General features: G+C 44.4%; 17 protein-coding genes. All 17 read right to left on the bottom strand.

All coding sequences use genetic code 11. The features are described from left to right. Positions 1-2 precede the first annotated feature (2 nt). Positions 3-1,535 carry a B12-binding domain-containing radical SAM protein gene (locus ACWQXP_RS02820; RefSeq protein ID WP_454061322.1) on the bottom strand — a complete coding sequence of 511 codons (1,533 nt, stop codon included), beginning with the start codon at positions 1,533-1,535 and terminating at the stop codon, positions 3-5. A 45-nt stretch (positions 1,536-1,580) separates the two neighbouring features. Beyond that, complete coding sequence (locus ACWQXP_RS02815; RefSeq protein ID WP_454061321.1) at positions 1,581-2,732, bottom strand: DegT/DnrJ/EryC1/StrS family aminotransferase; 1,152 nt, start codon at positions 2,730-2,732, stop codon at positions 1,581-1,583. A 94-nt stretch (positions 2,733-2,826) separates the two neighbouring features. Further along, positions 2,827-3,891 (bottom strand): GHMP family kinase ATP-binding protein, encoded by a 1,065-nt coding sequence (locus ACWQXP_RS02810; protein WP_454061320.1) that lies wholly within the window; start codon positions 3,889-3,891, stop codon positions 2,827-2,829. Between the two features lie 44 nt (positions 3,892-3,935). Beyond that, positions 3,936-4,760, bottom strand: coding sequence for a nucleotidyltransferase family protein (locus ACWQXP_RS02805; protein ID WP_454061319.1), 825 nt, complete (start codon positions 4,758-4,760; stop codon positions 3,936-3,938). Next, positions 4,744-5,241, bottom strand: a complete 498-nt coding sequence (locus tag ACWQXP_RS02800; RefSeq protein ID WP_454061318.1) for an NUDIX domain-containing protein — start codon at positions 5,239-5,241, stop codon at positions 4,744-4,746. The genes ACWQXP_RS02805 and ACWQXP_RS02800 overlap by 17 nt, the downstream gene beginning before the upstream one ends. Beyond that, a complete protein-coding gene (locus ACWQXP_RS02795) occupies positions 5,228-6,160 on the bottom strand; it encodes an NAD-dependent epimerase/dehydratase family protein (RefSeq protein ID WP_454062975.1) in 933 nt (310 codons plus the stop codon). The genes ACWQXP_RS02800 and ACWQXP_RS02795 overlap by 14 nt, the downstream gene beginning before the upstream one ends. A gap of 696 nt (positions 6,161-6,856) precedes the next feature. Then, positions 6,857-11,098 carry an FkbM family methyltransferase gene (locus ACWQXP_RS02790; protein WP_454061317.1) on the bottom strand — a complete coding sequence of 1,414 codons (4,242 nt, stop codon included), beginning with the start codon at positions 11,096-11,098 and terminating at the stop codon, positions 6,857-6,859. Continuing rightward, entirely contained in the window at positions 11,095-12,213 is a 1,119-nt protein-coding gene (locus ACWQXP_RS02785; protein ID WP_454061316.1) for a DegT/DnrJ/EryC1/StrS family aminotransferase, read from the bottom strand. The genes ACWQXP_RS02790 and ACWQXP_RS02785 overlap by 4 nt, the downstream gene beginning before the upstream one ends. Further along, positions 12,191-13,237 (bottom strand): NAD-dependent epimerase/dehydratase family protein, encoded by a 1,047-nt coding sequence (locus ACWQXP_RS02780; RefSeq protein WP_454061315.1) that lies wholly within the window; start codon positions 13,235-13,237, stop codon positions 12,191-12,193. The genes ACWQXP_RS02785 and ACWQXP_RS02780 overlap by 23 nt, the downstream gene beginning before the upstream one ends. Further along, positions 13,206-15,995, bottom strand: a complete 2,790-nt coding sequence (locus ACWQXP_RS02775) for a glycosyltransferase family protein (protein ID WP_454061314.1) — start codon at positions 15,993-15,995, stop codon at positions 13,206-13,208. Before ACWQXP_RS02775 ends, ACWQXP_RS02780 begins: the two co-directional genes overlap by 32 nt. A gap of 12 nt (positions 15,996-16,007) precedes the next feature. Then, positions 16,008-16,664: a hypothetical protein gene (locus ACWQXP_RS02770; protein WP_454061313.1), complete on the bottom strand. Its 657-nt coding sequence runs from the start codon at positions 16,662-16,664 to the stop codon at positions 16,008-16,010. Between the two features lie 129 nt (positions 16,665-16,793). Beyond that, positions 16,794-18,047: an L-2-hydroxyglutarate oxidase gene (gene lhgO / locus ACWQXP_RS02765; protein ID WP_454061312.1), complete on the bottom strand. Its 1,254-nt coding sequence runs from the start codon at positions 18,045-18,047 to the stop codon at positions 16,794-16,796. Between the two features lie 234 nt (positions 18,048-18,281). Beyond that, positions 18,282-18,533: a carbon storage regulator CsrA gene (csrA, locus tag ACWQXP_RS02760; protein ID WP_454061311.1), complete on the bottom strand. Its 252-nt coding sequence runs from the start codon at positions 18,531-18,533 to the stop codon at positions 18,282-18,284. Between the two features lie 121 nt (positions 18,534-18,654). After that, positions 18,655-19,134: a flagellar assembly protein FliW gene (gene fliW / locus ACWQXP_RS02755; RefSeq protein ID WP_454061310.1), complete on the bottom strand. Its 480-nt coding sequence runs from the start codon at positions 19,132-19,134 to the stop codon at positions 18,655-18,657. 180 nt (positions 19,135-19,314) lie between these two features. After that, entirely contained in the window at positions 19,315-19,707 is a 393-nt protein-coding gene (locus ACWQXP_RS02750) for a hypothetical protein (protein ID WP_454061309.1), read from the bottom strand. Next, positions 19,707-20,666 (bottom strand): GGDEF domain-containing response regulator, encoded by a 960-nt coding sequence (locus tag ACWQXP_RS02745; RefSeq protein WP_454061308.1) that lies wholly within the window; start codon positions 20,664-20,666, stop codon positions 19,707-19,709. The genes ACWQXP_RS02750 and ACWQXP_RS02745 overlap by 1 nt, the downstream gene beginning before the upstream one ends. A gap of 231 nt (positions 20,667-20,897) precedes the next feature. Beyond that, positions 20,898-22,025, bottom strand: a complete 1,128-nt coding sequence (locus ACWQXP_RS02740; RefSeq protein ID WP_454061307.1) for a flagellin N-terminal helical domain-containing protein — start codon at positions 22,023-22,025, stop codon at positions 20,898-20,900. Between the last annotated feature and the right edge of the window lie 51 nt (positions 22,026-22,076).

The following is a 22,076-nucleotide window of genomic DNA, read 5'->3' as shown; positions in this document are numbered from 1 at the left end:
TTTCACTTCACTGCTCCCACCGGGACCACATACTGTCGTTCCAGCGTGTACGAAGCCATTTCCTGTATGTGCTTTCGGGTATCGATACCAAATTTTTGCTCGATCATATAAAGGTAACGGGGACTCTCAAAATACTGCTGCCAGGCCTGATCACGAAACGCTAAGACTTCTTCCCCGGAAATATACTTGGTCGGAAGAGGCAGTGAGTCGACAGCATGCTGTGAATATCCAGACCATTTTGAGGGCAATGCCCACCCTTGTTGAATCGCTTGGTTGTAGAGACCTGAACCTGGATAGGCCATCGCGCTATAGAAGTTCGCAAACTCACAATTAAGTTCTAACGAAAGATCCATCGTGGCTTGCATGGTTTCATGGTCATCTTCTGGTAGCCCAAAAATATAATTGGCAATGACATTAATTCCCTCAGCTCGCACATGCTCGATAGTTTTATACACGAGGTCCTGCTTGTACGACTTCAACACCTCATCTCTTACTCGTCCACTACCAGCCTCAATCCCAAAACACAGCCAGTGAAAACCCGCTTGTTTGAGTTTCTCTGCCATATCATCTTTAACCGTATCGACTCTGGCGTAGGCCCAAATGTTTAAGTCGTAGCCTCGTTCAAGGATCAAATCGCAAATAGTATTCACATGACGCTTGTTTAGAACGAACATTTCATCGGCAAATTTGATATTGCGCACACCATACTGATTCACCAACACATCAATTTGCGCAATGACCGACTCCGGACTCCAAAAACGATAACTATTGACGTTTTCAACATATCCTAACGCAGATTCTCCCACCTTAAATGGCGCTTGAATACAACAATAGGTACAGTGATAGGGACACCCAAGTGTCGTATAAACCGAAGCATACGGTTCACGTTGATCTACAAACCCGAAACAATGCCAATTGTGCGCTCGATAGTTGTTCATCGGCAGTAAGTCCCACGCTAATCCTGGCATGTCTTCATCAAGCGTATCGAGATTCTTTCCAGGTTCTGTTTTCACAATATGGCCATCGTCCCAATAGTAGAGACCATGAACCTTGCGAATATCTGCTTCACCTTGGGCTCTGAGCAGCTCAATAAGTTCAGCAATAGTGAACAAGCCTTCTCCCCCACAGACATAATCAACATGTTCTTCACGCAATGTCCGCTCGGGTAATGCCGACACATGGCCACCAAGCATCAAAATTTTCTGTTCAGGATGTATGTCTTTTAGTGCGGTGCAAATGGCACCCGCCGAGGGCATGACCTGCGTCGACGCCGAAGGATTATGCCCATAGACCACGACAACGACCAATTGTGGGTTCAAATCAGAAACACGTTGCGCAGTCTCCATCGGAGAAAGCGTTTCTCCATTGGCATCGATAATCGAAACCGTATATCCTCGCTTCCTCAGAAACGTCGCCATTAAGCCTGGCCATACTGGAGGCTCAAGAGCAGACAGGCTCGATCCGAGGGATTGATAAATTTGCGTTCGATTACCAGGATTAATCAACACTACATCAAGACACGATCTATACCTCATCAGTCACTCCCCTTCTCATACCAATATATATTGCAGTGCATATCATTAGAGTTCATTCAATATCGAACACAACGATAGAATTTTCTCTTTATTTAATTCAGGATAATTTCCAATATAGAATCCAAAGAAATGCACGTGCTCCACATAGGGAAACTTAAGAAATTCATTCTCCGGAAAGCGTCTTCTTATATAGGGTTGGCGTAACTGATTGCCGCCTCCAGACGTTCCCCGGCGAAACTCGACTCCGCACTCTCGCAATACGAATTCGACTCGATCACGTAAACTTTCATCTGGCTGCTTCAACACAAGAACCAGGGCATAATTACAGCTACCTTCGACGGAAAATGTTGTTTGGTATTTTTCTTCATCAAGGTTTTCAACAAACGTTACGAAATTTTCCGTTCGAATAGAATTACGCGCATCCAACCTCTTGAGCTGTGAACGGCCTAAGACAGCATTGAGCTCAGTGTTCCTCACGTTGTAGCCAGGCATGGAAAAAATAAAATCTGGATTCAAATCAGGATACTGTTGCGCATACTGAGTCTTTAGTTCCTTTGACGAAGCTTCTCGCACCATCCCATGAGACCGAAGCATACGTAAGACTTGATACAATTCCTGATCATTCGTGCAAATCATACCTCCTTCGATCGTACTCATATGATGCGCGTAATAGAACGAGAAGTTCGACATGACTCCAAAGCTACCAGCCTTACGTCCTCGATACGTGGTGCCATGAGATTCACACACATCTTCGATGAGTAGAATATTTTTCTGACATAGTACATCGCGCAACTTCTCGGTCAAGGCATTAAATCCCAAGACATGTGTTAAAAATACGGCTCGTGTATCAGAGGTAATTTTTGCCAGAACCTGTTCAGTATCCATCCCTAATGTATGAGGATTTATATCGACAAACACTGGATCGAACCCATTCTGAATGACAGAGGCAATGTCGGACACCCACGTTAAGGTCGGAACAATAATTTTACCAATCCCCATTCGTTCTCGAAGAGCCGCAAGCGTCAAGAGATTGGCCGAGGACCCTGAATTGACAAAAACACTAAACTTGACACCTAGCCAATGTGACCATTCGCGTTCGAACGCCTCGACCTGTTTTGATTGTGTTAATATTGGGTCCTCTTGACGCAAATAGCTAATCAATGCATCCAAATCAACACGTTCAATATTGTTTTGCATCAATGGCCAACGTAAGCTTGGCCTCGAGGTCCCTGTGTGAGGAAATGGGGCTACATGAGTTTTCGAATACATGGTTGTCATAATTGGATAGACTCTAAGGCCGAACGAGACTCGCCTCTTTAAACATCGGGCGTGGAGCCATTTGACGTGCTCGGGCAGAAGAAGAATAGTCTTCTTCCCGGTCACAAAAGATCACTTGACTGCCGGTGAAATCAAACTTAAAAGGCACACAGATAAGATCCTGCAGAGCCTTTCGAACATCTTCCTGACAATCTGGAGATACAAACAGAAGAAGAAAACCTCCGCCCCCTGCCCCCGTTAACTTTCCACCTAGAGCACCAGCCTTCCGTGCTCGCTCATATATCAAATCAACCTCACTATTTGACACCATAGCGCTCAATGTTCGTTTCGCAATCCAACCCTCATGAAGTAACTCTCCAAAACCATTGAGATTGGATCCACTATTGAGAATCGACAGACCCTCATCGACAAGATCCTTCATGATACGTAATTGGCGTTTTCTCGCTTCGAGGTCATGGACATATGTTTCAGCCACATTGGCAGCTGTGCGTTTCAAACCGGTATAAAACAGCATAAGATGAGAGTTCAGTTCAACAATCCGTTCTTGGGTCAACACGACCGGCGCTACTGAGATTTGACCATTCATTTGAAATGTCACTTGAGTTAATCCGCCATGGGCCGCAAGAACCTGATCCTGAGATCCGACAGTTTCATTGAGTTGATCCTGCTCAATGGCGATACTTTCTATCGCAAGTTGTTGCTTAGTCGGCATGTACCCTTTTAACCCGTACAAGGCATGAAGAAGCCCAACGGTAAAGGCCGAACTCGTCCCCATTCCACTACGAGCAGGGAGGTCACCATCATGATGTATTTCTACACCCTGATCGATGTGCAATGCCCGAAGAACTTCTCTCACTGCAGGATGTTGAATCTCATCTATTGTTTGACAGCTTTCGATTTTGGAATAGACAATCCGAATCCGGTGCTCAAAAAAAGGTGGAAGGTATCTGCACGATAGATAACAATATTTATCAATCGTAGCAGCCAACACCATTCCTCCATGTTTTCGATACCAAGCAGGGTAATCAGTCCCTCCGCCAAAAAATGAAATTCGAAATGGTGTGCGACTAATGATCATGAGGTGATTCTCAACATGTGTTTATCCGCTCAGTCAGATGACTGTTAGTTTTTCAGGGCAAATTTTCCAATGTGATCACGCTTGTTCCAAAACATAAGATCTGCCTCTGCATAGGACTCCGGTACACCAATATCAATAAAATTGCCTTTTCCCGTATACCCGCATAAACCTCGTCCAACCCAGCCGGGAAGAACCTCTCGTTCAAGTGAAATAGCTCCACATCGAGGGATCGTGGCAAGAAGTTGCCGCGAGAAGACATAGATACCGGCATTCACCAAGTCAGCTCTGGCTTGACCCTCGCCTTTTTCTACAAACTCTATAATCTCACTGTATTGACTAACTCGAACATGTCCATATCTTGTATGATCATCAACACGAATTAGCAGCAAAGTACCTTCCGCTTTCTTGGTAGAATGCCACTCAAGCAATTGAGAAAGATTCACATCACACCAAGAATCACCATTCAGAACAAGGATTGAATCCGTTTGACAATAGGACACTCCTTGCCGTAATGCGCCGCCGGTCCCCAGCGGCTCTTGCTCCTCAGAATATTCCAGGGCGAGCCCTACACATTCCCCATCACCAAAATACTCACGGATCGAGTCTCCCATATAACCAACACACAAAATCACACGGCGACATCCATCCTTGTGGAGCCGACGTAACCACCACTCCAAAAATGGACGACCCCCAACGATTGCCATCGATTTGGGACGATCACTCACCACCGTTCTGAGCCGTGTCCCTAGTCCGCCACACAAGATCATCACATCAGTGCTTAATGCCTCTTCTTGCATTGACGAGATGTGTTCAATATATTCTGACATGGCACCACAATTTCTAACGGCGAGATTAGCGAACTTGGGCATAGTCTCCTAATAGCGCATCACGAAGTGGAATGCGTGAGGGCGGGATTAACTCTTCAGGTAGTGCATGTGGTGAGAAAAACCTCACATCAAAACTTTCATGACTGCAGGTGAGTGTTCCCGATAATATATGTCCTTCTACAACCGCATCAATGAGCTGCACACCATCTATCGTGTCAGGATATGTCACGATTCGTTCTTGTGGTTCTGAATAGATCCCGATCAATCGAATAATTTCAACGTCCAAGCCGGTCTCTTCTTTCACTTCGCGCACGGCTGTTTGTGTGATCGACTCGCCAACCTCCAATCTCCCTCCTGGCATTCCCCACCATCCACAATCGGATCGTTGCTCCAAGAGTACCCACCCTCGTTCGTCACGGATAACCACACCAACACCAAGTCGCACAATCGTATTAGGACCCATGGATTGTGCGAACATTGGGGGATATGCGGTAGTGGACAGAGATTCATTAGACATTGGCATAGTAATTTTTCCTCAACACCGTATAGCACTTCTTTAATTCTAAAATTCCATCATCTAATGACCGTTTAGTCGTAAAGCCGGCTTCTAGAATTCTGGCATTTGAAACGATGTAATCTCGTTTATCTGGGTCTTCTCCAACGGGAGCCTCAAGGTAGAGAAAGTTTGGTAGATATTTTTGAATCCTTTGACAGAGTTCAATTTTTGAAATATTGGCATCATCCAATCCCAAGTTATATGGTCGCCCTTTCATCGAATCAAAATGTTCGATACCATAGATGAATGCCCTTGCCACATCTCGGACATGAATGTAGTTTCTCTTAAAATGTCCTTCAAATATCGTAACCGCACGATCGTGAATGGCGCGATACACAAAATCATTGACCAGTAAATCCATTCTCATTCTTGGTGAGGAACCAAACACCGTTGCGAGACGAAATGTCAGACTTGCCTCTCGATCAAGAACAACTTTTTCGGCCTTCACTTTTGTTTCCCCATAAAGAGTCAACGGACGTAACGGAGACTCTTCCGTGCAGTGCTGGCCACCTTCACCAATTCCATAGCCACTATTGGTGACAGGGAAGAGAATCATTTGCGAAGGTGATGCCAACTGACAAAGTAGCTGTATAGAGTCGAAGTTGGTCGATTGCGACCCCAGGCGATCTTGCTCACACAACGGAGCACCCACCAATGCAGCCAGTGGAATAAGACAATCTTTATCTTTAAGGATGTTTTTTAGTACACGTTCATCACGACAATCGGCACGAATAACCGTGAAATTCGCATTCGCGCAGCACTCCATTAGGCTGGACTGTCGATACAGGAAATTATCCAACACCGTGACATGATAGCCTTGCTCCAGCAATGCTGGAACCAAAATTGAACCAATGTAACCAGCTCCCCCTGTGACGAGTACCCTCAATGGCATATGTAACGTCCTTTATATAGGCTTCCTCGACGCAGGCTGCATAATAAGACATCAGCAATCGAGAGAGCCTTGAGGTTGAACCCCTTCCGTTCCTCTTGGATACAATTTCTGATCCACTTGCTCACAATGATTCACAGGTCACTTCTGATATGAGCAGATTCAAGACATGAATAGTTTGCACGATCACACACAACAAGAATTTCAACTTATTATCTACAAGCCTTTGAGAGGTTATATGAGCTTGAAAAATACACAACATCGAGACTTACTTGACTTGACAAGTATGTGTTCGACTTCGACTCCTCAGGCTTTATGTGACAGTAAACAATGAATTCATTCAAGTAATATGCCAATAAATAATACCTTTTATAAGGAATAGACTTCTTATTCATCCGTACACTTATCCTTCTTATTTCGAAAGTCGGCAATTTTTTCCTAGTTACTAGGAAAATAGACTAGCTTACACAAGGAGCAAGTCGATCTTTCCTACATTATGCGTCCCTGCGCAAAAGCAGGATTGATGTACAAGCAGATGTCTATAAGGAGAATACAAAAAGATTTTAGGACTGAGGACGAAGTCAAAACATGTTAGGAGCTGAGGGAAGGCGCGTGAACCGTCGGTCAACTCGATCAGAGAGTTAAGCTATAGTGGTATTTGTCACAACAACATGTCCGTTTTAGGTACGACACTTACCCGTGGATAGCAACGGGAACCGTATGGGGATCAAAACTAAGGATCGCGTTCTTCAAGTCAGCAAGGCCTTCAAGATCAGGGTGAAGAAGCTGTAATGCGTTCAACTGGGCTTGAGCATCATCTACCTTTCCAAGACGAAGGCTCACACTGGCCAACGCAAACCGCATGTCACCATTTGCCGGATTTCGTTCAAGAAATCGCGAGAGCATTGTCGACAACGATTCCCAGTCAGCTAACTCCGTGCCAGTGCGAAGCACCCAATTTATCGCCTCGGTATCATCAGGACGCTCATAGACCGTCTTTATGAAAACATCCCATGCCTTCCTCGTCTCTCCCATGCCTACGTAAGCCATCCCCATTCCGAGTTGAGCTTTTATTCGATCGCCATCATTCGTGATAACTTTCTCAAAAGATTCCTTGGCTTCGACAAAGTTTTTACATTGCATGAAATATACTCCTTGCAGATGCAGGACGAAACTTTCGTTTGGTGCGACTTCTAAGAGAGCAGAAAGATGTAAACTCGCTTCTTCCAAATTTCCTTGATTAAGTGCAAGACGAACTAACCTGGAACGCGCGTCTTGAGATTCTCCCACATGTAGAGCTTGCCGAAAAAACATATCGCCAAGTGCATGAAACCCTAAGGTATCACATATCGACCCTATCCAGACGACAACAGACGAGTCTTTCGGCCACGCTTCAAGATCACAAACCAATTGACGAATTTCATTGAGGAGGGACTCTCTTCTAATTTCCGACTTGTTCTCACGTCCGAATTCTTGAAGGAAACGTTGAAGCTGAGCGACTTTAGCCCAACTTGCGTACTCCTTTTCATCCTTTAACATCCTGTAGGATATAGAGAAATTTCCATCCTTCTCAGTCAACAGCACGGCCATCCCATCTTCAATCGCAATACAATCTTCATCAACTATGTACTTTTTATCCCATCGCTCTTTAAAGAGAGCGGCGTTGTCTTCCTCATATTCCTTTCTTCCAGGACTTTGGCTCTCTAAATGGTACATCCAACTTTCCGGCTGATACACAATCTTTCCGCCTTTCTCACCAATTTTCAAACATAAATCAGTATCCTCAAATCCATTTCTGTACGCTTCATCAAATCCCTCAACCTCATCAAAGAATTTTCGTTTGACTAGCATACATGCTGCCGTCACTGCATGAAGCTCACGTCGATGATTTGCACACCTTACATCTCCCTGCAAGTTTCCATAGATATGGTATGGGATCAGTAAACAACGAGAAATCACAACTCCTGCATGCTGAAGAGTCCCATCCTCAAACAACAGTTTACTGCCGACAATCGCAATATCGTTATCGGCCTCAGCTTCCTTGACCAAAACACTCAACCATTCGCGTTGCGGAATCGTGTCATTGTTAAGGAAAACAAGATATTTGCCACGAGCAGCTCTCGCCCCCTGATTACAGGCTTTGGCAAATCCCAAATTCTCTGTGTTTCGAATAATCTGTACATCTCCTTCTAAGGTTTCTAAGAAAGCCTCTGTCCCATCTGTGGAATTGTTATCTACTACTATTACTTCATAACTCACTCCATCCGTCACCATTGCCAATTGAGTTAGACATTGCTTGGTTAAGTCAACCTTGTTGTAAACTGGGATTACAATAGAACAGTCGAAGTTCACGGCTTGCGTCTGAGATATGCGTAGCGCGTATCGCTCTCGATGTTTTCGTCGAATTGAATTCAATTCTGGGGTTACGATATCATCTTGGTTTGACAACCCATCAGGTGAGAGCCAATACAAACCTGTGACTTCTGGAATATACATAAGATTATATTGTTCACCAATACGCAGCCAAAAATCCTGGTCACCGACCGCTCGAAACTGTTCGTCAAAATAACCAATTGTGTCATGAATGTCTTTCCGCCACATAGGATGAGGACCCACTCGACAATTATTGAGAAGGTCTTCAAAGCTATATGGAGGCCATTGGGTTTTACCGGAACGCGTATGGCATTCAAACGATTCATGCGGAATCCTAGTCAAATAGGTATCTCCATAGACCAAAGGAATTTCTTGATGTTCTTCTAACACATTCACCAAAATTTCATAGGCATTTTTTCTCAAACGATCATTCGTACTAAATGGAGTAATATATTTTCCACGAGCGGCTCGAATCGCTAAATTCCAAGCTGCATAGACCGTAATTCGTTCGGGAGTTCGTATGTACACAATATTGCCATAGCGTTCTTGATATTCCAGGACAATATCTTTTTCTTGTTGAGGCGATGCCGCGTCGACAACAATAATTTCCACTTGCTCTGCTAGCGATTGCCGTTCCAGGTCATCCAGACATTCGCGAATAAATTCAAATGCGTTATAGGTTGAAACAATGACTGAGATTAAGGGTTCACTCTTTTCGGTAGATACTAGAGCAACTCCCTCACCTATTATTTTTGTTTCTCGAGTGGTAAATAACGCATTGCCATGAGTCGGGGTCTGCTCCGACATAGGAGCATAGCCAGCAAAGATAAAATGTTCATGAAGGACTTTGCGTAGGTCTTGTAACGTCTTTGACCCTTCATATAATTCTTCAAGGCTCGCTTCAGCGTAGATAAGCTGAATATGTGAAAGTAAATCCTCGGATAAGGAAGAAAGAATTTGATATTCGGCCCCTTGAACATCAAGAAAGAGCATGTCAGGCTTTACGAGGTTATACTCTTGTATCACATGTTCTAAGTGACGACTTTCAATCGTTATTGTGTTGATATGATGTACAGAAGGAAAGATTTCTCGATGTTTCCCCATAGGCAACAATGAACTTGACTCACCTTGGTTGTCAGTCAGAAAAAACTCGACGGGCCCATCAGATTGTGAAATCGCATAGGGAAACACTTGGATTCGTGAATCGTGAACGGTGATTTTCTTGAGATAGGTATAACACTCAGGAATGGGTTCAAAAAGATAGATATGGTGAAGATTTGGCAACAGACGCTGTAGCATCGCTTGCTCTTGAAACAAATGAGCACCAATGATGTAGATCGTGTGAACTGTGTGAACAAGAGGATTGTTTTGAAGCGTACGAAATAACTCATATTGATCTTGGATCGTTTGATAGATGGAGCGTGAGCAATCCCCGACTGGCGTCTCTTTGAATTCAATGGTGTTCTGTTCTCTTCCAGTAGGACAGGTCTCCTCTTGCAGCCCTGCATCGACACGCTCTTGCACACCAGCAGTTTGTTCTGGACAATAGCAATTCCACTCAGAATCCATTGGGATAAGAATTTGAGGAATGTTTTTTGACTTCAAAGCATTCGCCAATTCAATCTTTGCAAAAATACAATGAGCGGTAGAAATCGTTTCCTCACTTCGCAGTCCGGAAGTAAATTCAGGAGAAATTGTTGTCAGGTTTCTCAGTGCTTGTGAAAGTGCAGAAATATACGGGAGATAACAAACTTGAAGAACCGAAAGATTCATCGGATAATGGAGATGGTCTACCGGAACAATTAATTCGGGACTTACAAAACGTAAAGCATGAAAATGATAAAAAATTACCGGAAGATCATTGACGCATGCCTCACCAAACTCATTTTTCCTAATGGCGTACTGCTCCTGATTCCATGGACCAAGTCCGCCTCCAATATGTTGCAGTTCCACGACCTGTTGAAATCTGGTTGACCAATCATCAAGGTACATCTGATCACCCAACTTGCCATCCTCATAGCGGCTAAAACACCATTCTAAACATCGTTCCCGCCACCATCTCAGAGCTTCTAGACCATGAGTGTCATTTCGAAAACAGAGTAGCCCAACATTATACTTTCCGTTATTTTGAGCTAGATGCAGCAAGGAAGAAGAAAATCGATGTTCATGAAGGAGAATCGACTGCTGATGAAGCTCTTGAAATATAGGGTCCGGTGATGAAAAGAAAAACAGATCTGCATCAACGTACGTCAGCACGTCAATCTCAGGGTACTGTTCAATAAGATATAAAATAATAGTCGGTGTCGTTGTCCAATAATATTCGACTAATGAGCGACTACTTTTTGTGGATACCAACCGATCATCCCTGTATTCAATTTGATGCAGTGGAACCGAAATGACATTCTCCAAATTCATTTTTTCTAAAATGGCACGACTCAACTCATCCATACACACCGCAAACAGAGTAAACTGATTTTGTTCGTGACGATGTAATGACTCAAGGAGTGCCAGAACTCGAACTAAATAGTTTTTATCAAAGTAGGTACAATAATATCGCTTCATGCATGCCCCTCAGTCCTACACCACTGTGTTAAAACGGAACAGATATGACGCACTTCCAGTTCTGTTAGTTCAGGATACATTGGCAAACTGAGATTTTTTTTGGACAATAATTCAGTGCAAGGCAAATACTCTTCACCTCGTAACCTTCCGGTATAGGCCGGTTGCTCATGAACAGACATTGGATAATGAATTGCTGTCCCAATTCCTTCTTTTTCTAAAAACTCTTTTACGCCTTCACGATCCTGACATTCAATAACGCACAGGTGCATGGCCGTCAGAGTTCCATCAATACTCTTTGGCGACACCAGTAAACAAGAGTTGATGGCCTTTTCATATCGTTGCGCAATACTTCGTCGACGAGCATTATCTGAGTCGAGAAAAGGCAGTTTGACTCGAAGAACCGCTGCCTGTATTTCATCTAACCGGGAGTTGACTCCAGGCCGGTTGCTCACAAATCGTGTTGTCCAACCATACTCACGAATCTGCCTTACGGTTTCAGCTGTTTCCTCTGAATTCGTGACAACGGCTCCTCCATCGCCAAGAGCACCAAGGTTCTTCGTAGGATAAAAACTAAATGCGGCAGCATCCCCATAGGATCCAACCTTCTTTCCAAGAATTTCTGCTCCATGTGCCTGCGCACAATCTTCAACAACCTTGAGACCCCATTTGCATGCCAGGGCATTAATATCTTCCATAGGTGCCGGCTGTCCAAAAAGATGCACAGGAACAATAGCTTTCGTTCGAGAAGTCACGAGTCCTTCGATCGTCTTGGGATCAAGACAACGCGTCTGCAAATCAACATCTGCTAAAACAGGAATAGCGCCAATCTGTTCAATGGCCGCAATGGTTGCGATAGCCGTATTCGCCACCGTAATCACTTCATGCCCTGGATTCACGCCAACACTTAGTAAGGCAAGAGCAAGAGCATCGGTACCATTACCCACACCGACACAAAAGTTCACCCCAAGAAATTTCGCGAATTCTCTTTCAAAGCGTTCAACCTCTTGACCTAAGATGTACCAGCCGCTCTCAAGTGTTCGAGAAATAGCCGCATCAATCTCTAATTTCCTAGCAAGATATTGAGCCTTGGGATTAGCGAACGGAATGACAAGCATGAATGGCACCTTGTTCCCAGTATGACTCCGCGAACTCTTGATAATAGACCAGTGTTCTTTTCAGACCCTCATGTAATGACACTCTGGGCTTCCACCCTAGACGAATCAGAATTTTTCGATAATCTCCGTAATAATCACCAATGTCGATATTTTTTCGGTCCGGGGGAAATGGAATATAGTCTTTGATTCCACTCCCATATGTGGAAAGAAGAAGGTCAGCTGTGTCAGTCAGAGAAATGGGATCATCGGAACCTAAATTGAAAATTTCGCCGTTTGCTTCTTCTGAAAGACCAGCGAGCAACAGCGCCTCAACAACATCATCGACATAATTAAAGTCTCGGACTTGTCTACCATCACCAAAAATCTCAATAGGTTTTCCTTCGATGATATGTTTGATCCATATTCCTAAAAACGTTTGCCTCGCATCTTTCACTCTCATTCTCGGTCCATAGGTATTGGTCAATCGAAGGACCACCGATCGAATGCTATAGGCAGAGTGATAGACAAGGTGATACCATTCCCCAGCCATTTTGTTGATCCCATTCACATCGACCGGTTGAAGGACATGCCGTTCATCAACAGGTAAATATTCTGGTATTCCGTACATTTGGCGTGTACTGGCGAACACGATTTTCACATCAGAATTCTGTTGGCGGCAGGCCTCTAAAATACATAGTTGGGCACGTGCGTTGATTTCTAAATCCTGATAGGGATTTGTCATGGAATCGAGATGACTCGTCTGCCCCGCCAAATTAAAGACATAATCCTGCCCTTTAACTAAATGTTTCAACGAATGTTCATCTCGTACATCGGAGATATTGACGTGAACCTGCTCTCGTACTGGTTGAATATTCCAAAGATTCCCACCGTATTCGGGGATTAAACTATCCACGATCGTCACCTGAGCTCCAAGCTTCACAAGGGAAATGGCAAGATTAGATCCTATGAACCCGAGCCCTCCGGTAATGAGAACACGCTTGGATGTAAATTTCTTAAATTGATTGTGGTGTTTTTCTGAATACATAGGTGACATCATAGTGGTCTGAATCGGGAACAGAAGCATACTCCAGTGCATGTATCAGGCTAAATCCCACATCAAAAAATTCCTCAAGAATTTTTTTTTCATTAAAGCGTAGCTCTACAGTTTCAACACCATAGGCATACTTTCGAAAATACTGAGTCGGATGTTGCTTACATACAGGGGTCCGATGGACCACAATAAAATTCTGAGCGACACGAGCTGTTTCACGAATATGCTCATAATATTCAGGAACGTGGAGAAGAATGCAGGAGGATATCGCAACATGAAATTGGTTATCTTCAAACGGAAGACAAGCGCCATCCGCTACATAAAAATCAGCGGAGGGATAATAATCCTTTGCCATTAAAATAAGAGGATCGGAATAATCGACACCGGTATAGCTAATCCGTTTCTTCAACAAATACTCTAAGACCTCATAGTAGTAACCGCTCGCACAACCAATTTCAAGAATCGAGGAATTGGAAATCACATAAGGCCGAAGACAATCTGCTAACACATCAAAGACGAGAGGAGATCTACCAGAATACATAGCGCGAAGTTCAGTTTGAACCAATGCTCTTTGCTTGCCTGGAATAGATTGATCTTTCCAAGCATTTTTCATCGAGACTGTAATTTGTGAATTTTCGATAGTTTCATACCCATAAGAAATACGGGACAAATCAGATGAAGATAAGTCAGCAGACTCACGTTGATATCGTAAATGACGGTCAAGGATTTCTGCTGTCTGAGCCATACGTATTGAGTAAGTGTGATCACGCAAGGTCCGAGCTTGTCCAGCTTGGGCAACCCTCTTCGCTTCATCTTGATGATGTAAGTAGAATCGAATAAGTTCTGCGCCTTCCTCTATCGATCGATACGCAACGACTTCTCGACCAACATCAAATAAATCTTGTAGATTTTCTTTGTAATCGGTAATCAAGAGAGCCCCGCACCCAGTCGCTTCAAACAGTCTCATGTTATTGGCATAATTCTCTGCTACATCAACATGATAATTCAGAGTAATGAATGAATCCTGAAGAAGAGCAAACATCTCTTTCCCCCAAGCTTCTCCGCAATACTGCCGATACATCCGAGAATCTGGAGTAAGAGGGGACATTTGGTATCCCCAGCACTTAAATGCCACAGCCCCTTGGAGTTGTTCCAAGAACTCCATCCGTCGGCTATGATCTGCTGAAATAGACCCGACAAAGGTCACATCATGTGTTCTCTTCGTCTGCATGTGTTCCTGAATTACCCGAGGATCAAAAGCTAAAGGTTGATAATATGCGGAGATACCCATTTTCCGAAATTCATTCACAAAATGAGGAAAAGACGAAAATAAAATATCAAACTGCTTTAAATCGATCTGTGAAGGTACTTTCGAAGCGATTTGTCCTACAATCAATTTTGTCAATGGGCGTATCGCAGAGATGAATGCAGACGTCGCCAGATTTAAATCTTGCAAATAGATAACATCTGGAGCAATTTCCTTTATCTGCTCGACAGCAATTTCTAATCCTTGACCTGCAATATTCTTTTCTAATGCCCAGGCCTGTTGAAGCGAGGCACAATTCACGATGAGATCATGTGCCTCCCATCCACTTTGTATTAAAGCATGAGAATAAAAATTGCTGTCTCCGAAATACTCAGTTTGCAAGGAATCTTTTTGTGCTTGATACGAACGAGAATGTAAATCTAACGCCTTAGAATAGTGCGCCTCCAAAAACCCTGGATAATAGGTATTGAGAAAGACACATCGAGCCTTAGTATTTCGAGATGATCTGATTATCTGATTCTCGACTTGAACTCCTGTATGACCTTTTACATTTTCCACATAATTTTCATTTATATATTGGGAAACAAACTGCGTTGGGAGAGATAACAAATCATTCGATTGCTCACCTTGGGACTCCCTTCCAATCCATGTTAAAAATTCCCGTGCGTACGAACACTGCGTTAATGGTTGATGCGGAATTCGTCCAACCATGAGCCCTTTTCCAATCCATAAAATGCCCTCGACTTCTAAGTAACCATAACGACTCCACCATTCAGTGATAGCTAACTCGCTATCGCGCAAACCATCATCCATATACACCACAGCACCAGGTTTTAATAAACTTTGCACCAACAGCAAAGTACCAATTCTCTCTCCATAATTTGCAGCTGGTCCATCAATTAACAGAAAATCTATTTGGATATTACCTAAAAAACTTTGAAGCTCTGACATGGGCAACAGGCAGCAATTGGTAGAAATTTGATCCAACACTTGCAACCCAAGAGGAGCGTGAAATATTTTCACGAACTTCGCTAACTGATATTTTTCTAAAAGCTCGATAGTATTGTTAAGATGACTAACGTCTTGTTCAATGCTATAAACTACCGGAGAGGAAGCCGTAGGATATAAAGCAGCCATAGCCTGTGCTAAGACAATCGTGCTGACACCACTACCAAACTCCAAGATAGCTTTGGGTTGTCTTTTGGCAACATCCACGAACAAGAATTCAATAGTTTCAACGTCTAAAGACCACTCGCCTAATCGTATCCCCTTAAGAATCGATTGAAGTTTTTGAGATGTAAGTTGCTCTCCCGACCCAATGGTCTTCCCTGGAATCGGCATGAGCAAATCAGGGCATGACTGTTGTTCTGACAAGAGTCTTCGTAGCTTCAAACAGGCCGACAGAGGCATTGGGGTTTCATGGAAGGCCTTGACGGCACCTTCTATGATTTCCGGGATGTTCCTAGTGAAATTTCCCTGTGACATGTCAATGGTCATTCAAGAAAAGTAATCTCTCGGTTTTTTAAAGGGCTTCTGACAAAACGCATAAGAGCCCAATATTGGAATAGATATGTCTGGATTTGCAGGATCAGCAATTCCATGCCCTGCATGATATTGAACGTGAAAATTCCCTTCGAGATGTTCAAACCCTGATTTGGTGTGTATGGTTTTCAAGGCATCTGGCGAAAAGCGCCAATTATCTCGCGTATCATGAATAGGAAACATAAACGGGACAGAGGTGAAGAGATATCCACCGGGACGAAGAATTTGAAAAAGCGCATCACTACAGACAAAGGGGTCAATAACATGCTCCAGCACTGAAACCAACATCACCATATTAAATGCTTCCGAATAACGTTGCGGAAGATCCTCTATGGCCGGATCACCAGATTCAGGATTAAGGATTTGATAGTTGGGATCAATGAAACTCCAAGGCCTCGCGATATTGACATACCGATCAAGTTGATTCGCATGGGGCACCACAATATTTCGAGACTGACCATTTACTAGGGTAGAAATTCTATGAGCTTTTTGCGCTGAGACTTCATAGTCGGCAATACAGGGTTTTTCTAGACCCCCAGCGTCCAATAATGGTCCCTGAAAATGAAATCGTTCATGCAGATGAGCCATGATCTCAATATCTTTTTTCCACATTCGATCCTCAATAACTCGGTCTACTCTTGCATGTTCTATTATTTCCTATAAGAGATACATCATACATGTACAAGTCCCTTCGACTACGCATAAAATTCCAACAGATGTGGCGATTTCACTGAGGGTTCATTATGAAACACTCGCTAACGAAGGGGTCTTAAACTTAGCTCCCTGACCGGCTCCTTGCATACGATCAGTCAACCATTTGGCAAACGATAAGGCGCAGGTCATTCCCGGTTCCACCATATTCAAGACATGAATGGACCGCGCAGTTGATTCAACCACCAGATCGTTAACGAACTCCCCGTCTGATCGGATTAACTGTGGAGTAATACCGACTCGGCTGCCAAGCGATAAGTCTTCCAGATGTAACCCTTCCACCACCTTACAGGCTTCTTTCCAGAAATACTGTTGTGTCAAGATATGGCTGTCATGTTTCCAAGCAAGGCGAAGCAGCTTACGATTTCGAAATACCGATTTCCAGACTGCTTGCCGACTCGCTAATCTTGCCATAGCGCCGAAACGACGATGTCTCCGTTGATAGGCTTCCTGTTCAAAGTCTGGAACCGCACTCGGCCCGACGAGGACAGAACCATGAACGGTAGGCGTGATATGCACACCCAAAAAAGGCGATGAGAAATCTTGAATGGGATAAATGATCGACTGAGTTAACGGAGGGCCGGATCGCGTAATAGTAAAATAAATTCCGCGTAACGGTATCATAAAATATTCGTTACCGACTCCCAACACATGCGCGAGGCGATTTGCCTGCAAACCCGCACAATTGACGACAATTTCTGAAGTGTACTGTCCATCAAGCGTGAAAACATGGACCGCGTCCTCACGTTCCTGAATATCGACAACCTCTTGCCAATACTGGATCTGAGCACCAGACCTGGTCGCATCATCCGCAAGAGCCTTCGTCAGGCCTCGTGAATCAATAATGGCACCAGTCGGAGAATACAATGCGGTATGCCCATGAAGACTTGCTTCATTCTTTTTTGCGTGTGACACGGGAATGAGTTGCAAATCTTGCACGCCATTTCGATCCCCTCTTCCCTTTAAGTCTTCCAACACTGAAACTTGTGACTCATCCGATGCCACCACGTACGTACCAACTTGCGCATATGGAATCCGTCGTGACTCAGCATATTTCCGAATGGCATGATGACCTTCGACACAGAGACGCGCAGCTAACGATCCAGGCTCTTGATGAAATCCGGAATGAACAATTCCACTGTTTCGTCCGCTCGCGTGAAGACCAACATCAGGTTCTTTTTCCAGGAGTACAACCGTTCGACGTTGTGCGGCCAAGCTACGTGCAATGGCACACCCCAGTACCCCACCTCCAATAATAATGACATCAATCGTTTTATGGATCATCCCGCTCAAAACGATTCAAGACCTATGCCACTAAGGACATGGATATTTGACTAATGTTTTAGCGGCACAAAAGGTGAAAGCGTGAAATCACTGATAGAGAGGGAAATTTCTGCCTATACAGGAGGGTAGGAAATGTCGGAGAAACTCGGCATCATACAAGTTCATCACGAAACAAGGAATATGGCATACAAGCTGGAAACAAGAACAAGGAGAAAAACACTCAGAGGAACGGATTCAAGTTGGAGGTAATTTTCGTTGGGAGAATTTTGTCTGTTTAGGAAGAGTTCGAGCTTGTTCCGGGTCAGCGGAAATCGCGTTTAAGTTTTCTTGTCGAACCGCTTCATAAAGTTCTTCTCGCAGCACTCTCGTGTCTGCGGGACATTCAATACCGATTCGAACTTGCCCACCTTTCACTTGCACGAGCACAATTCGAATATCTTCGCCTATCCGAATAGCTTCATCTTTTTTTCTTGTGAGTATTAACATCAGCCTTCCATGGCACGCTGCAAAGTTTCAGCCGAACATCTCTTTTCCGTATAATTCAAAACACGATTACACTGTAGACACACTATCGTCACGTCCAGATCAATATTTAGTACACTCTCACTCAAGTCTTCATCGCCCCTTGGACACAAACACTGGCCGACTCTTCCACTTCTTGCCCATCCGGTAAGAGCGGAACGTGCAAGGGTATGGATTCATGCAGAATAATTTGCTTTCCAATTCTGGTACTGAGATTTACCACAATAGGCGCACGAAAATTGGCAGTTGCTTGGTCCGGTCTTCCTGGAGGAATCGTAACAATCACTGAAATAGAAATTTGATCATCACCCTTCAGATCCAAATCCATCACACTTTCTGCTGTAATATGCTGAGCAAAGTCAGGCTCTAAGACATCCGCTGGCAACATCACAACGGCTAAGGTCTCATCATCGAGTGATTGAAGCCATTGGTACTCCGAGTCTTGTTCAACGTCAAACACCACGTAGCGGGAATGATTGGGTAATCCCACCAGCCCAGAAGGGAACGTCACTATAGACTCTTGCGTTACCTCAACTTCGCCAAAACGACTGGTTACCACCTTCATAATATTCCTCTATTGACATGATATCATGTATGGACAAGCGTAGTTTGAATTCTTTCTTCCCATACATATCGCGGCTTTATCTATAATTTATCGGTCGTTATGTCAAAGAAGTTAAATGGTTATTCTCCCTACGCGCCCTCTAATGTAGAGCAATTCTTATTGCTGGAGCAACATTAACGATCAATAAACCATAGCTGAGGCACTTTTTTGCTGTAACATGACACGTACACATTGACGAAACCGTTGAGGTTTCACGGGCAACGCCAGATACCCACCGACATGAAACTCCTCACAAATGCGTTCGGCTTCAGATTCGGGATAGTGAGAAGAAATGGCCAACGTCGTCATTGTTTGATATGGTGACCATTGACGTTCTTGGGGAAACGGCCACGAATGTCCCTTGAGCGTCTGTAGATCGATGACAACTCCGTCAATATCGGCTCGAACGCCACAGACATTCAAGGCATCCTCCAGACAACCACAGCTGATAATTTCCTCATCTGGCGATTCCAAAAGCATACTGAGAAGAGACAACTGCAGAGGATCCTGATGAATAACCAGTATGTTCACCATTATGAATCATGCCTTGGAACAATCATATTCTCAGGCTGGCTCACCTGATCGTACTCAATGAATTCGATCCCATTCCGTCCACTACTCTTTACTAAATATAAGGCATTGTCCGCTGCGTTTATGAGCGACCGGACGTCATCAGAAAATGGCGGCTCCCATGTGGTGACCCCCTGACTCACCGTAATGGCAATGGCAGAATCGGAAACCCTAATTGGCTCGTCCAGGAGAGAGGCTTGTATCCGCTCCGCCTGCTTCATCGCGGTCGACTCGTCACTCCCGGGCAGGACAATAAGAAACTCTTCTCCCCCATATCGTCCAATCGCATCATAAGGGCGAAGACACTCATGAAACCGTCTGGTCGTCTCGACCAACACATAATCGCCAGCTAAATGACCATAAGTGTCATTCACCTGTTTAAATTCATCAAGGTCGACCATAATCAAACTTAATGGAAGGCTATCTCGTTGAGCACGTGCCAATTCCCGATGAAGATAATCCATAATGGCACCATGGTTTAATGACTTGGTCAAGGGATCTTGCATGGCTTGGACTCGCAGTGTCTCGCGAGCCGCAATGAGCTGGGCTTGTAAATCCACGATCCGCTTTCCCGAACGAAGCCGTGCTTCCAATTCGCCCAAATGAAACGGCTTACACAAATAATCATCTGCCCCAGCTTCAAGCCCGGCAATCAGATCTTGGGTTTCATCTCTCCCCGTTAATAAAATTACGTACACGTATGGATCGCCTGAGCGAGCTCGAACTTTCTGGCACACCTGCACACCATCAAGCCCAGGCATCATCCAATCAAGTATGGCCACCTGTGGGAGATCATCAGACTGCAAAATTTTCCAGGCCTCTTCACCATCGCTACACGTGACGACTTCATGTCCCCACTGTTGCATACGATAAACCACCATGTGCAATGTCAGAGGATCATCATCAGCCACTAAGACTCGCATACAACCTTTTCCTTTGAGAATGACGTATCAAGTTTCAGAAAGACAGCAGAAGGAAAGATAGAAATCCACGTCCCAATGCGCTGTCAGTGAGACATAGCACCTCACGATACACTTCGGGAATGGTTTCACTGTATCACTCATGCATTAATCAATTAATGTCTGTATTGGACTTATCGGAGAAGAAGACCGGAATCTAAAGGAGCGAAAACAGAGATCTCGAGATACAATCGCTTAACGAAGGAAGTTAAGAAGACTGGTTTCAAATTGACGAGTGAGTACAGACAACGAAGCTTGAAGGTTCACTTGAAATGAGGAAAGTTCTGTCGCGACCTTGGCAAAATCCGCATCTTCATAATCGGATCGAAGTGAATCAATCGTGAGATGAACGAGACTCAAACTTTCCTTCACCGTATCTAATCGATTCACTCGTGCCCCCACATCAGCCCGAGCGTTGTTCACTTGAGATAAAGCCGTATCAAGAGTAGCAATAGCCGTTTCAATTCCATCGACATCATTCGTCGCTAAGGCTTGATGAAAATCCTGAAAGACGGTAAAAAGATCCACGGTTGGTCCGGAAAAAACTCGATCACCGGCCACATTGGAACTCACAGTTTTGCCGTCTCCAATTTCGACGGCGACATCGTTCGAATCTCCTTGATAGGTATACCCTGACCTGGCATAAAAGACATCACCTGCTGATGGTGCGCCCCCTAAGGTCACGGTTAACCCGTCAAAAGCCAGCGGACTCCCTGCTCCAGAAACTTCAGTCTCTCCGGTTGTCAGATTCAACACATCAAAGTTCGTCCCATTATATTGAATTTCATACAGATGAGGTTCAAGCGCCGCTGCCGTTGACACAACACCCGACACGGTTCCACTGCCAGCATTATTCGCACCCAATGATGTAGTGACCGAGCCCAGGACATAGGGATCGACCTGCGTTTCATGACCAGCAAAAATGGAACGACCATTTACTTGGGTGTTCGCCAGGCCAGAAAGCGATTGAAACAATTGGTTGACTTCTTTTCCGATATTGGCCCGCTCCACATCGGAGTTGGTATCATTTCGTGCTTGAATAGCGAGCTCCCGGCCTCGCTGGATCGCATTGCCCGCCGTCACAAACGTGCTTTCGGAAATCGAAAGACGTCCAATGCCTTCATTGACGGAAAACAGTCGCCGGTCCGTTGTCTGTAGAGTATTTTTGAACTGACTAATTCGCTCAGTCGCCGCCGGATCGTCAGAAGGCCGATTCACTCGTTTCCCGGAAGATATTTGTTCTTGCCGGTCAAAAATACCCTGCCGTACATTCTGCACAGCCGTCAATAATGCCTGTGTCTGTTGCCGATCTGTGACTCGCATGGCATACACTCCAACGGAATTTCAATTAACGATTCATCTTCATGAAACATC

The sequence above is a fragment of the Candidatus Nitrospira salsa genome (assembly GCF_965152625.1).
This window is presented reverse-complemented; position numbering and strand designations above follow the sequence as displayed.

Excerpts from the sequence above, each read along its gene's own strand:
- ACWQXP_RS02820 (WP_454061322.1), bottom strand. The coding sequence starts at position 1,535 with ATGAGGTATAGATCGTGTCTTGATGTAGTGTTGATTAATCCTGGTAAT.
- ACWQXP_RS02815 (WP_454061321.1), bottom strand. The coding sequence starts at position 2,732 with ATGCAAAACAATATTGAACGTGTTGATTTGGATGCATTGATTAGCTAT.
- ACWQXP_RS02810 (WP_454061320.1), bottom strand. The coding sequence starts at position 3,891 with ATGATCATTAGTCGCACACCATTTCGAATTTCATTTTTTGGCGGAGGG.
- ACWQXP_RS02805 (WP_454061319.1), bottom strand. The coding sequence starts at position 4,760 with ATGCCCAAGTTCGCTAATCTCGCCGTTAGAAATTGTGGTGCCATGTCA.
- ACWQXP_RS02800 (WP_454061318.1), bottom strand. The coding sequence starts at position 5,241 with ATGCCAATGTCTAATGAATCTCTGTCCACTACCGCATATCCCCCAATG.
- ACWQXP_RS02790 (WP_454061317.1), bottom strand. The coding sequence starts at position 11,098 with ATGAAGCGATATTATTGTACCTACTTTGATAAAAACTATTTAGTTCGA.
- ACWQXP_RS02785 (WP_454061316.1), bottom strand. The coding sequence starts at position 12,213 with ATGCTTGTCATTCCGTTCGCTAATCCCAAGGCTCAATATCTTGCTAGG.
- ACWQXP_RS02780 (WP_454061315.1), bottom strand. The coding sequence starts at position 13,237 with ATGTATTCAGAAAAACACCACAATCAATTTAAGAAATTTACATCCAAG.
- ACWQXP_RS02775 (WP_454061314.1), bottom strand. The coding sequence starts at position 15,995 with ATGTCACAGGGAAATTTCACTAGGAACATCCCGGAAATCATAGAAGGT.
- ACWQXP_RS02770 (WP_454061313.1), bottom strand. The coding sequence starts at position 16,664 with ATGTGGAAAAAAGATATTGAGATCATGGCTCATCTGCATGAACGATTT.
- lhgO (WP_454061312.1), bottom strand. The coding sequence starts at position 18,047 with ATGATCCATAAAACGATTGATGTCATTATTATTGGAGGTGGGGTACTG.
- csrA (WP_454061311.1), bottom strand. The coding sequence starts at position 18,533 with ATGTTAATACTCACAAGAAAAAAAGATGAAGCTATTCGGATAGGCGAA.
- fliW (WP_454061310.1), bottom strand. The coding sequence starts at position 19,134 with ATGAAGGTGGTAACCAGTCGTTTTGGCGAAGTTGAGGTAACGCAAGAG.
- ACWQXP_RS02750 (WP_454061309.1), bottom strand. The coding sequence starts at position 19,707 with ATGGTGAACATACTGGTTATTCATCAGGATCCTCTGCAGTTGTCTCTT.
- ACWQXP_RS02745 (WP_454061308.1), bottom strand. The coding sequence starts at position 20,666 with ATGCGAGTCTTAGTGGCTGATGATGATCCTCTGACATTGCACATGGTG.
- ACWQXP_RS02740 (WP_454061307.1), bottom strand. The coding sequence starts at position 22,025 with ATGCGAGTCACAGATCGGCAACAGACACAGGCATTATTGACGGCTGTG.